This is a genomic window from Cryobacterium sp. TMT2-15-1, assembly GCF_004402345.1.
Taxonomy (GTDB): domain Bacteria; phylum Actinomycetota; class Actinomycetes; order Actinomycetales; family Microbacteriaceae; genus Cryobacterium; species Cryobacterium sandaracinum.
The window spans coordinates 75,802-87,885 of the sequence record NZ_SOGD01000033.1 but is presented as its reverse complement, the minus strand read 5'-3'; the positions used below and the strand labels follow the sequence as shown (position 1 = coordinate 87,885).

The window sequence follows — 12,084 nt, the reverse complement described above, 5'->3', positions numbered from 1 at the left end:
AGCCAGTGGCCCCCGACCGCGCGACCGTGTGGCTCCCAAAGGCAATACCGGTGGCCCCCGAAGGCAATATTCACTGGCCCCCAAACCCGCAAATACTCACTGGTCGAAGCTTGCATCCGCCGGCAGCAGGAAGACGCGCTCCGCCGGAAGCACCGTTTGCTCCTGGGCCGAGCCGCTGTTCGCGCGCTGATACGCGGCGAGCGCCAGCCACGCCCGGTCGCCCACACTGACATGTTGCACGCCGGCGCCGATCGCCTCCACAATCCCGGCGCCGTCCTGCCCGGGTACGACGTCTTCGAACGCGAGGGCCTGGCCCGGCGCCGAGCCGCGGCGCGACTTCCAGTCGGTGGGGTTCACGCCGCTGACCACAATCCGCACCCGCACTTCGCCGGCTCCGGGTTCGGTCACCGGCCGATCGACGAGCTGGAGCACGGACGGGTCACCGGTCTGGCTGTACACAATTGACTTCATGTCAGGGGTAACGCGGGCGGGGGTGGAATGGTTCCCGCCTTCTCCGGTAACGGAAGCCGCCGCCGTGCAACGTGAGGGTGTCGACAGCGGGCAGCCGCAGTTCATCTGCCTGCTTGGCCAGCATCGCTAAAAAGGTCGCTACCACAGAGGCTGACAATCGCACACTGCTATCGATGGCTCACTGCATTGGAACGCAATTCGGCGTGGCACGGTGTTTCCGTGAACAACATGAGCGACACAGGGAGCACAGACCGGGGGAGCAGCCAGTCAGTTCAAGAACTCGACCATGAGTTTCGAGTTATGCCAGTCCGTGTAACGTGCTGAGGGCATAGTCGCGGTGGAGGGCATCCTTAGCCTCGGAGCGAGACCGTTGCTGCCGAAGTTATGCCGCCACGAGTTATCGCTTGCGATTGCTCGGTCGAGTGCGGCCGACCGCACGATTCTCCCGGCCGCATCAACCGAAATCAAGTACGCCTCGAACGCGGCATCGTGCGTGGGGCAAGCGGCAAGCCCGTTGCGCGGATCGACGCGCTCCCCTCCCCCGCTCTTGCTCCAAGGTTTAATATGCGAAGCAATTAGCAGGCGTGACGAAGGGAGGCCTGCCGAGCGCGTACTCAGCCCACAGAAGACGCATGCGAAGTCTGAGTTCGTGAGCACCTTCCGCGCGAACTGTTGTTGGCCAACTCGAGCGGTGCCCAACAACGCTCGTTCCGTGTCGCGGATATCGATGTCCTCGCCGCGGCCGGGCAGCATGGCGAAGTCACCCTCGAGCGAGGCAAGGAGGTCGTCATCACTCACGGCGTCCGCTTCGAAGACGATCTGGAGGCGATTATCTTCTACGCCAAGAAAGTCTGGCAGCTTCTCTTCGTCAAGGCCGACCGAACGACCCGCGTCGAGAATAAGCGCATAGAGCATTTCGAACTGGAAACCATCCTGAGTGAGCTTGATCCAAAGTTGCTGTTCGTGTTTCGCCCGGTGCGGGCGTCGACCGTCGAGATTTGCGAGCTTGAGCGAAAGGCTGCCGGGTGATCGTTTGAACAGTGCACCTAGCCTCTTGGCATCCGGTGAGGATTCGGGGATGTTGATGTTTCCGGACTTCGATCGGTTTCCAATGAGCCCCAGACCAAAGCAAAGCAGCGTCTCCACAGGGGTAAAGTCTTCTTGGTTCCGTCCCGCGGGAACGCACTCACGCTGCAGTACCCCGGACCACTGTGCGACCGCATTCGCGAATGTCAGGTCGAGATAATCATGCAATTCAAGCATAGGGCGCCTATCTCTTACAGGAATGGCCTGAAGGCCAGCCATTTTTCCCAGCTTATGGCGCGGGTCTCCACATTTCTCACGCCCGAGAGTGCAGGCCAGGCTCGCCACAGGTCGGACACCTCATTTTCGGTCGTTTACCTGCACCTTCGATGATGGTGCTTTCCGCTCACTACGCGGCCCCGCATGGCGCATGCGAAGCTCAGTCCCACCCAGCCAGTCTCTGCCAGAAGCCTCCGGACTTCGAGAGTCTAGAAAGCCCCCGAAGAAATCTCCGCAAGCGAAGTTCGCCTACCGACGGCCCTGCTTACTCTCTTGGCGCGTTTGGATTGACCGCTTTCAGCGGCTTTCGGATTTTTGGGCGCCTAGGAATTGGCCCAGAGGGTTGAGAGAGAGCATTCTTCGTCAATTGAACTTCAGTCCTCGTCCAATCCTTCATGAACTCATACTCAGGAAAAGAACTGAGCGTGCTGGCCCCGCGGTCGAGTAGGTAAATAAGCCGAAGTCGATCCAGGAGAACATGGACTTTGTAATTCAGGTCCAGCCGCACCTTCGCGTCTGTTGGGATCGCGAACGGGACACTTAAAACGACTTCGGGGAGCTTGCCAAACTTGATCCAGGAGGCCCATTTCTCCGGCACGACATCCCCAGGTTTCCGCTCGTACGTCATTTGCACAGTGCACTGTGCGAGGTACGTAGTGAAAGAAGGTGAACCATCCGGGAACGCTCTCCAAGCGGCAACATCTATCCCGCCATCCTTGTCGTCAGAATCGACCTCACCCCAAAAATCTCCAACACCTAGACCCATCTCGTTCGCGAGCCACGCAACGGCATCACCAAGGTGCTCGGGGCGCCCGTCACCGTTTGGCCACCCGAACCGACGGCCCTGGGCGCCCGGCCCGCAATAAGAAATTAATGCTTCTCTGGTTATTAGTTCGAAGCTCGGATTGATTTCGTTGAAGCGGTTTTGGCGTCGAAAAGGCGCTGCTTCTATTGAGAGGACCTGAAGGAGAAAGTAGGCCGTCGAATCAATCGATGCTTCGATTTCTATCGTGTCGTCGATTGCTCGAAACGGGTAAAGCGTTGGCGCATCTTCGGCCCGTCTTCTTATCTCCGCAAAAAGCTGATCTATTTCTGCTCCGTCGGGACCTTGCCCAGCTGGGAAGAATGTGGAGATGGTGGCCCGAGACACTGACAGAACGCCGTTGAGAAACATGTGCATCTCGATCCACTCAGAGAGCTCGAAGGAGGTGAAGTCCGTCGGGGCTTCTGAGACGCTAGCGCTCACTCTGTTGCTCTGATCTGCCCCAAGGTGATCGCCAACTCATCCAGCAGGGGTAACTGGTCTTGGACTAACGCGGGTGTTGCATTCTTCTTTGCAACATGCAGCGACGCTTTCGCGTTTGTTGTCGCCTCAAAGAACCGCGCTGAGCGGTTGAGGGCGGCACGCTCCGCATCCACAAGATTGGGCTCGGCCTCAAGCGCAGCCCTGCCATCGGTGTTAGCCAATACCTTGCCGAGGCGTGTCAACTGGCGCGAATCCGTTATCACTCTCCCGGCGCTGGACTGTTTCCCGAGGGCTTTGTCCCCTGCAGAGCGGGCTACGCCGAAAAGCCATGTAATAGCTTGCATTAGCTGTTCGCGGTTTTCACTCGGTAGCGGATAGTTGCCTTCCTGGACATCGCGCGGAGCGGGGGCCCCTATGTAGTCGCGAATCCCGGTGCTCGTCATCGCTCGTGTCCAAACGCCGAACTCATCGACGATTCGATCAACGTCAGGGATCTGGAAGACATCTCTGGCTTGTTCGACTATCGAGTAGTTCCGGTAGAAAGCCTTGACCTCTGACAGGTCTCGGCCGATTAGGTGCGCGACTTCCGCGGCATTGACGGTGCTATCGGCCGCGTCTATCAGCGATGACACGTATCGCGCCTGCTGATACGGGTCCCAGGGAGTGATCCCTGTGACATGCCGATACCCGAGAATCGGAGCAACACTCTCACGAGATTCCGCGACGAGCACCGGTATCAATGTCGCATCTGTGATGATCTGAGCAGTATCGGCCGAGATGTTCTTCCATCTTGGGTCTGTCATCCGGTTTCTGACCGCAGGGTCTACGAGACTTTTCAGCGCAGTAAGACGTCGATTACCCTCCAGCACGACGTACTTGCCGTCCAGAGTGGGGATCGCTATGAGCGGTTCGGACTGGAAGAAACCGTGTCGGGCAATGGACTCTGCAACCGATGCCGCGTCGAATCGATCGTCCAAGAGGGCGTACACGTCAAGGTCATCGCTGAACCCATCGACCGCCAGTGGTGGAAAACGCGGATTGTTCCAATCGGGTCTCAGATCGCCTAGCTTGAGATCTGAGAGCGAGCCAGCCTTACCCAAATTGAACTCCGTAATTTCTGGGTCCCAGTCTGAGCAGGCTAAATACCGCCCCGGCCAGGAGATTTTTCGAATGAATCGCTGCCGTTCTCATCGTAGAGGCCCGGGAAGGCTGAGTTGCGCCACTCGCATTGAGTACTGTTGCCGGTCGTTCACGGTGGCCGCCAGGCCTCTAATCAGCGTCTAGTGGCTCGCTATAGCGATCGCATTAGCGGCTGCGTTCAGTCCGACTACCGGGTTGAGATCACCTTGAACGCTCACCGGCAGATCGATTCTGAATCGCACCGAACTGGGGTCAATGTGAGGGTGGTGGCTCAAGTCGTCGGAACGTAGAACCTTGATGTTTGAGTCAAGCATGTCGTAGCAACGAACGAATCGTGGGATGAATGAGCGCTTGAATACGGCGCTTTGGGACATTGTTAGGTGGTCATAGCCGACATCTTGGTTATCCCCATATTCCTTCACATGCTCCAGGAAGGAATCGATGGCTTGCTCCGCTTTCACTGGGGACATTACACAACGGAGCTTGGTCACGATTGCGTCAACAAGAGTCGGCAATGTATAGAAATTATCGCAATCTTCCGACACCCACTCGAGTCCAATACTGACCAAGAATAGGGTGTCCTCGAGGACCCCCGACTCTAAATGATCCAGAAGTTCGATTTGGTGCACTCCTTGGACCTCATGGGAGGAGATCGATCGAGTTGTGGTCTTCACCTCGACGCCCACTGAATCGTACGTAAAGTCTCTCGTGGACTCACGCCATCCTCGCCAGGATCGCATGACATCCCCTGCGTGAGCATCGCCAGCCTGACGCAGAAGCGCATCCAGCAGTAGCACCTCTCCAGTCAACCCCAGCAACGCCTGGTCTGTTAGCCGAAGCTTCTCGATGGCCAACTCAATGATGGGCTCGGTTTTCCTAAAGGCTGTTGGTAGGTCGGCGTCAGAACCGCATCGGATGAGCTCGGCGCATAGAAAGGCGGCGATCTGGTCATAGTGGCCGGCACCAGGAAGAAGTAGCCTGTTGGCTTCAACACTGGGGTGGCCACTTCCGCGATGCCAAGTTCGATAGTCGAGGGCCCTTCGAACGCTTCGAGATGTTGGTTTGAGTTGCGCCCCTGCTATGAAGATCTCAATCCGTCCTTCGACCGTCCGGGACAGACCCACCACGGCGGACGGAGTTAACCATTCGACGTTGCGTTCCTCTACCGACACCGACGGATCCAATTCAGACAGGCGGCTGAGCACGGCCTCATAGGTGGTCATGCTCCCGCAGTCCTCAGCGGATTCGCTGACGAAACAACTGCGGCAAACTGATCAGGGCCACCCAACGGGATGCAAACCCCCACAGCCACAGAAGGATGAATTTGCCCATTCACTTGATTGATGTGAAAGAGAATTAGGCCATCGGACCCGACAGGGCGCCAGGTTGGTTCATCTGCTACGAATGCCTGGGGGGTTTCGCCCCGCAAGTAGTAGTCGAAGAATTCATCGCCACGATAGCTCTTTGGTCCGGCATCAGGATTCCGACTCCCCCACGTCGCGACCAGCTCGCCGTCTTCCACAGTTCGCCTCGTGGCGCGCACAGCAAACGACAAATCCGCCAATGGACTCTGGTCGACGGCCTGCCCATCCCCATACCGAATACCAACCCAGAATCGCGGCTGTTGTTGCTTCCGTTCGGCGATGTCCAACATCGACCAAGGCACTAGAGGGCTCTCAGTCGGGAACAGACCAGTGACGCGTCTGGTGAGACAGGCCGACCACAGACGGAGATACGCGCTCAGAGCGTAGGGGCAGTCCCTCCTCACTTGCGATGCACTAGCCCCCTGCTTGGGTTCCGGGGGCCGGTAGAGCGCTTTCCGGTCCAAGAGACCGCCTTGGGCCTCCACTCGAGCTTGGACCTGACGCCACATTTCAGCTTGCCAATTGTGGGCGCCAGGTGTGTACGCTTCGAAGCGAAGTCGTCCCAAGAGTTCTGCGCTGTCTTCCAACGCAAGGGGCGCGGATAGGATCCTCCCGCGAAGGAGCCCCGCAGCAGATACATCCTCAGAATCTCTTGTGCGAAAGAGCGATGCGACTAAATCGACATTCGGATCCGGATGATTCCCATCATTGATGAGCCGAACGAAAGGCTTCGACCCGGGGCATAGAGGCTGGGTGCCGAGGTTTGCGATCTTGCCGGTCGCCAGGAAGTGTTTGCCTTGCAGCACAATCGGGGTGGGTGCGCTTGAAGCACTTCCGTTCATTTCCTGAATAACAACTTGACGGAGAGCCTCATCGCCTTCGTGGTACGAAGCAAAGAAGTCGATTTGTTCTTGAGGCGCAAACACTCTGCACAGTTCAATGTGGGAACCCCGATAGCCGAACCACCGTTGCATCTGCATTTGGCTGTCTGCAAGCGGCTGATTCGAATGCCTCAGGAAGAGAGTCGTCGTGAGCCCCTCGAGGGTCAATCCGCGAGACATCACGTTACCGGAAACGAAGATTGTCGATAGGTCTGTGGGAGCATGCCAGCCGTCATCATCCTGCCATGGCTCATAATTCGGCCGATCGTCCGCGTCAGGGTCACTATTGACCACAGACACTCTCGTACCGGGGATTATTTCATTGCGTAGGACGGCCTCCACCTCCACCCAACTCGGGAAGGCAACGACCTGAGGCAGGTCAAAGGAATCACGGATCTGGGCGGCCGACTCGCGGTACTTGTCCAGCCAAATGCTCCAAATCGGTGCGTCCGACTCCAAACTGTTACTGAGTTGCTCGGAAAGGTAGGCACTCGATTGGGAGAGTTCGCCGGTTGCTTGCACCGCGTCGGATTGTCCGGCCCACCGAAGAAGCTCCAAGGCGACGTCGAAGTGATCACGAACCATCGCAGAGGGGTGGATCAGCATCGAATGGGGCTCCGGGCACATCGCCTTCACGTCATCGCGCGAATCGAAGTTCGTCTTGCGGGCAGAATATGGCCCCATGGTCTCTGAAGTGCGAATTTGCCGGATAGCGCCTGCGACAAGAAAGGCTCTTACAGCCGCGTTCCGGTCCTCAGACGGGTCCAAGCCCGTGGGTAGGCACAGCCCCGAAGCTCCTCCTCGCCTGTAGAAGACCTCACCACCGGTGTAATAGGACTTGAGACCTTTCGGCTCGAAGTAGGTTGTTTCGCGCGGCAACATCTCGCCGCGATCGTAGGACGTGCGCAGCGAAACGACAAAGTCCTTGGGCGCCAACGGATTGTGGTCCTGCTGCAGAAAATTCGCCTGAGGTGTGGCCGTATAGGCAACATAGGTTGTGTATAGGTTGCCCGGGGCGGCACCACTGGCGCGTGGATCCCACAGGTCAGCGATCGTTCGCGGTATCTGCTTGAGTTTGCCGTAAACCGGATCCTCTCCGTCTTCAACTAGCGCGTCAAGAATTGAGCCGTCGTCCGCCTCATCGTCAAGTACGAGCATGTTAAATGGCCGGCCCGCTGCCCCTGCTGCAGGAAAAATGCCTTCCCTCATGCTCTTTCCGAGGGCCCGCAAGTGATCGGCGTGTTTCATCGCTACGACGATCATTGGTCGTCTCTCGCGGATGGCGCGTCGAACCTGAGCGGGTTCAAACTTGTAAAGGTTCGAAAGCGGAAGCCGACCTTCGGGCGCCGCTACCTCTCCCGGCTTCGGAATCAGCAGCCGGCGCCGCTCTTTCATTGTGCCTTCAGGACCAACGTCCAACTGGGCTTGGAGCCTGTTGTAAGTTTGGCGCCACAACGACAAGCGCGTGCCCGCCAAGATTACGACAAGGTCAATCTGATCGTCCAGGACGAGTGCTGTCACTCCAAACATCGAAGCAGTCTTGCCCGACTGCACAGACCCCATCACGAGCCCGCGTCGAACCCGATTTTCCGGCCAATGCCCCATTTCGGGACGACCAGCGCCGAGCACGCCTTTGTCGACTATGTACTTGCAGTCGGCCTCGAGAACTGACTTCGCCGTTTCGGAAAGACCAGTGATTTGGGAAGCATAATCAGTCCACCACGAAGTCTTACCCGATGGTTGACTTGCAGGTGGATGCGCAAACAAGGTCTCAGATGCGATGACCATCATTCAGCGGTGGCGTAGGTTGCGACTGCCCAAAGAGACTCCACGCCCGAAGAACCGAATCGTTCCTTTATGATTTCTGACGCGAACTCCTCGTCGACATCTAGGCTGCGCACCACTCCTTGAGCTATTCGAGAAATGAACTCCCACTGAGTTTTTGTTTGGGTCTTCGGCGGCCTCGTCCAACTCTTGCTGGTTTCGTAGATCAAGGGCGCAGCCGCAGCCATGCGGTCCGCAAGTTCTGAGCCGATTGCTGCCGCCGCAATCGCAACCCCAACAAAGCTCCCCACGAGTTGGAGTTCCTGCCACTTCCCTCCGTTTTCGCCATCCTTGAATTCCGGAGCCCAGGCCTCCGCGTAGCCAGCATGAATTTCGCCGACTTGCGCAATCCACTCGAAAACCCCTCGGAGTCTTGCGTCCGAACGCAGAGGATCGTGCTTGTCGTTTTGGATTCTTTGCAGAAGTGAGTCAATGTGTTTGGCCGTGGAGGGCAACCGGTCGACTCGACTCTCCACAAGCAGAGTCGCGAGAATCCAGGACAGCACCTTCGTTCGTCGGTAGCGTGATTCCCCAAAGCCGTATCCGCGAAGTGTCTCCTGAAGCGGCTTGATCTCTGGCCAAACCTGATCCAGCGATGGCGCGATTTGATTTACAGGGGTACGTGGATCAGAGTCGCCAGCCGCGACGAGAATTGCACGAGTGATTTCCAGTTCGTGAAAGATCGCGTTGCGAATCTCCTCGGCGTTCAGGTGAGTCCCTTGCCTGTTGTAGAGATTGAAAACCTCGTGGATTTGACGGGTGCTCGCGCGGCTGTAGATAATCACCGGCACCTTGTACTCGCTGTAGCCCTCGAAGACTTCCTCCACGGATGCGGTCTGATCCGCAACACGGATGGTGTTTGACTTTATCTGCGTGTAGTACTTTCCTCGAAGCGGCGCGAGCTCCACGCCTGGAAGACCTCGGTCGTCCGTCCGCAGCTTGAAAGGGAAGTAGTACCTTTCCTCAACGGACGAACTTAGAACCTCGCTAAACAGCCCTTTCCATGCGCGCTTGAACTTTGGATAGTCCGAATTGAAAAGTTCGAGCAACTCGTGACCAGGATTGTCCTTGTCAGCTTTCCTTACGCGGCTGATCGCTTGTGGATGTTTGCCAACAAAACGCAGAATGGAAGTCAATCGTTGCTTACCATCCACGACTTCATACAGTTGCGACTGGCCATCAGACGGCTTGAGAAGAATCACAGATGGCAATGGGATTCCACGCAGGACCGACTCGATAAGAAGCTGTCGCGCGCCGGTGCCCCAGACATCTCCTCTCTGGTACGAGGGAGTGAGATTCAGCTTTCCCCCGTATGCCTGCGCGACGAAGTCAGAGATCCTATAGGTATCAGCCTTTGCCGACACAGGATCCGCTGACGCGCTGTCTTCGGCTTCGTCTTCCTCGTCCCAACCGCTGACCCAGGAGCGTGTGGCTGATTCGCGCGAGCCAATATCGTTGAGGAACTCATCGGCAAATAGGCTTTGCAAACGAGTTGCCCGTTCTGCGCGATCTCGCAAACGATCCAGGGCGATGGCCTTCAATTTGAGGGACTCGCCTGTTTCGTCGAATGCCTCGTCGATACCTGCGAATCCGAGCGCATTCGAGAGCGAAATCGCGAAGGCCTCGCTGTTGTCCGCCGGCAGTGGGCTATCGAACCTCAGCCAGCCTTGGACAGCAGCCACGCACGACATCCATGTATCAGAGCCAAAGTCGACTTCGGCCGCATTGAAGGGGACCGAGTTCTGGTCAAATTCGGTGGGTGTGTCGGTCTCGTTTGACAGACTCGCTAGGTGTTCAGAGATGTCGTCCCGGATCTGCAGGAGGGGATCCTCGATTGCATCGTCAATGACTTCGTCCATTAGATATGTCAAGACAGATCCCCCTCGTTGTTTCCGACAAACGCGCTTGGGCCACATTGATGTGGTCGCCATCACGGCGTTGCCAGCACGCCACCAGCCCCCCTGGTGCAAACCCGCAATTCAAACAGTGGAGCTTATAAGCACGATGCTATCGTTCCGTGCGACACCCAGGATCACCTGAGCGGATGATTAATGCCCGATCCTGGGCAGATCTGAGGCGACTCGATCCCGTCGGTCGGTTCCAGGGCAGACCAGGTGGCGCACACGCATCGAGGCCTGCAATTCTCTCCCCGTCTGACAATCCGGTTCAGGCGGCCAGGATTTGCGCGGCGCGAGCTCCGTTTGAGCCGAGCAATGACCGTGCGATCAGTTCGACAACGTGCGCATTCACGGCATTCCCGAGCGCTTTGTAGGCCGCGCCAATTTGAGATGGGAGTTCAATCGCTCCCAGACTTTGCAGCCTTGCGCACTCCCGCTGTGTCATAAACCTCTGCTCCCACGCGATTATCGGGACCTGTGTAGCCGTCATTGCCACGAGCGTGGGAGCTGAGTGAACTCGCTTGAGTCGGATCCCTGACGCTCTCTGCTGGAGGACGTACTTCCACACTGTCCGTTCTTCCCCCTTCGCATTCCATTCGAATTTCTGGAGGCTACTCGGAAATTCCTTGGCGCGTGGCAGCCATGGGCCGATCCAGGACTCGTTATTTGCGTAGAACTCTCTATTTTGACGAAGAAACGTCTTCTTCCAACGTGGGTAGTCAACCCCGGGTCGTTTGGCGTGGCTCGGCAGGTTCTTGAGAATCTCGCTCTCAGTCATGCCGTCAAACGAAACGCCAAACGATCCCTTGTAGGGGTACAGTGCCTCCGGACCGCCGACGGCCAGCATCTCCAACGCAGTCGTCGTCTCATAGGGATAATCAGCTCCCCATTCCATTGACCAAAGAGGGAAGGATGGGAGTTCGATTGACGCGGGGCTTGAAGTAAGGAAATCGTCCCACATTTCGAGGCAACGAAGTAGTAGGTCGGGGATGGCCCTCGCCTCGAGGGGATTGGCATCCAAAACGGTACTTATATGGGTCGGAGCGCCGGTGGGGTCTGGCCAAGTGAATGTATTCATCGATTCAAGAGAACCCACGATGTAAAGTCGCTCCCGAATTTGGGGTACGCCAAATTGATGAGGCGAAAGTCGTTCCGCACGAATCGTATAACCGAGACCCTCCAGTTCACGTTTCATACGAGCGAATGACCTGCCCTCATCGTGCTTTAGCAGATTTGGGACATTTTCCAGAATGAAGTTCCGAGGCCGCTTGGCTTGCAGAATTTCGAGGACGTTGAAGAAGAGCCGACCTTGTTCAGTGTGCTCGAATCCGAGCTGATCTCCCGCCTTCGAAAACGGTTGGCAAGGAAAGCCCGCGGTCAAGAAGTCATGGTCCGGAATGAGTTCAGCGCGGATGCTAGTGATATCGCCATGTGGCCTCAGCCCGTAGTTTCGCTCATAGAGGTCTTGGAGGGTCGACACCCACTCCGAAGCGAAGACGCAAGAACCTCCGAGTTCGGCTAATGCGCTGTGAAAACCCCCGAGACCAGCGAATAGGTCCACGAAGCGAAAGGCCGAGGCGACGCTGATCGTCGTCATCGTCTTCTCGACATGCATAGCGCTTTCCATGAGGCCTCCTGTTTTCGGGTCGTGGCTCAGCTCAGTCTGAGGCATGCCGCAGACATTGCCGGTCAACCCCGCGACGTGATAGCCACCCCGGTTCTGCCGCCGACTTGATGGCAAGTTGTTTGGAGGGCAGGCACTTAAGCGTAGTAGTCGCACCGGCTGACTTCGTTCGGCCTGTTGATGCCGGGGCTGGGTCATGTCGGTGGCGCATCTGGTGGTGGTGCCGGAGGCAGCCGTCGCCCATGTGGACGTGACGCCCGTGGCCGAGGTGCACGGCCTGGTCTACGACCACGACAAGATCATCGAGATGGCGGTGGACACGCTGCGCGCCTCG

At 57.4% G+C, this 12,084-nt stretch carries 8 protein-coding genes; all 8 read right to left on the bottom strand.

What is annotated here, in order from left to right; translation table 11 throughout:
* Window positions 1-96 precede the first annotated feature (96 nt).
* Window positions 97-471: an alcohol dehydrogenase catalytic domain-containing protein gene (locus E3O62_RS09305; RefSeq protein ID WP_134398315.1), complete on the bottom strand. Its 375-nt coding sequence runs from the start codon at window positions 469-471 to the stop codon at window positions 97-99.
* A gap of 267 nt (window positions 472-738) precedes the next feature.
* The gene (locus E3O62_RS09300) at window positions 739-1,734 is read right to left on the bottom strand and encodes an HNH endonuclease (protein ID WP_166786454.1); all 996 of its coding nucleotides are present in this window, start codon (window positions 1,732-1,734) and stop codon (window positions 739-741) included.
* Between the two features lie 304 nt (window positions 1,735-2,038).
* A complete protein-coding gene (locus tag E3O62_RS09295) occupies window positions 2,039-3,019 on the bottom strand; it encodes a hypothetical protein (RefSeq protein ID WP_134398313.1) in 981 nt (326 codons plus the stop codon).
* A complete protein-coding gene (locus E3O62_RS09290; RefSeq protein WP_134398312.1) occupies window positions 3,016-4,119 on the bottom strand; it encodes a ParB N-terminal domain-containing protein in 1,104 nt (367 codons plus the stop codon). The genes E3O62_RS09295 and E3O62_RS09290 overlap by 4 nt, the downstream gene beginning before the upstream one ends.
* A 180-nt stretch (window positions 4,120-4,299) precedes the next feature.
* Window positions 4,300-5,382: a PD-(D/E)XK motif protein gene (locus tag E3O62_RS09285; protein WP_134398311.1), complete on the bottom strand. Its 1,083-nt coding sequence runs from the start codon at window positions 5,380-5,382 to the stop codon at window positions 4,300-4,302.
* Window positions 5,379-8,195: a Z1 domain-containing protein gene (locus tag E3O62_RS09280; RefSeq protein ID WP_134398310.1), complete on the bottom strand. Its 2,817-nt coding sequence runs from the start codon at window positions 8,193-8,195 to the stop codon at window positions 5,379-5,381. The genes E3O62_RS09285 and E3O62_RS09280 overlap by 4 nt, the downstream gene beginning before the upstream one ends.
* The gene (locus E3O62_RS09275; RefSeq protein ID WP_166786453.1) at window positions 8,192-10,087 is read right to left on the bottom strand and encodes a DUF262 domain-containing protein; all 1,896 of its coding nucleotides are present in this window, start codon (window positions 10,085-10,087) and stop codon (window positions 8,192-8,194) included. The genes E3O62_RS09280 and E3O62_RS09275 overlap by 4 nt, the downstream gene beginning before the upstream one ends.
* A gap of 307 nt (window positions 10,088-10,394) precedes the next feature.
* Complete coding sequence (locus tag E3O62_RS09270) at window positions 10,395-11,741, bottom strand: DNA cytosine methyltransferase (protein WP_198413779.1); 1,347 nt, start codon at window positions 11,739-11,741, stop codon at window positions 10,395-10,397.
* Window positions 11,742-12,084 lie beyond the last annotated feature (343 nt).

Bases quoted from the DNA above. Each gene is read 5' to 3' on its own strand.
- E3O62_RS09280 (WP_134398310.1), bottom strand. From the start codon at position 8,195: ATGATGGTCATCGCATCTGAGACCTTGTTTGCGCATCCACCTGCAAGT.
- E3O62_RS09285 (WP_134398311.1), bottom strand. From the start codon at position 5,382: ATGACCACCTATGAGGCCGTGCTCAGCCGCCTGTCTGAATTGGATCCG.
- E3O62_RS09300 (WP_166786454.1), bottom strand. From the start codon at position 1,734: ATGCTTGAATTGCATGATTATCTCGACCTGACATTCGCGAATGCGGTC.
- E3O62_RS09270 (WP_198413779.1), bottom strand. From the start codon at position 11,741: ATGCATGTCGAGAAGACGATGACGACGATCAGCGTCGCCTCGGCCTTT.
- E3O62_RS09305 (WP_134398315.1), bottom strand. From the start codon at position 471: ATGAAGTCAATTGTGTACAGCCAGACCGGTGACCCGTCCGTGCTCCAG.
- E3O62_RS09275 (WP_166786453.1), bottom strand. From the start codon at position 10,087: ATGGACGAAGTCATTGACGATGCAATCGAGGATCCCCTCCTGCAGATC.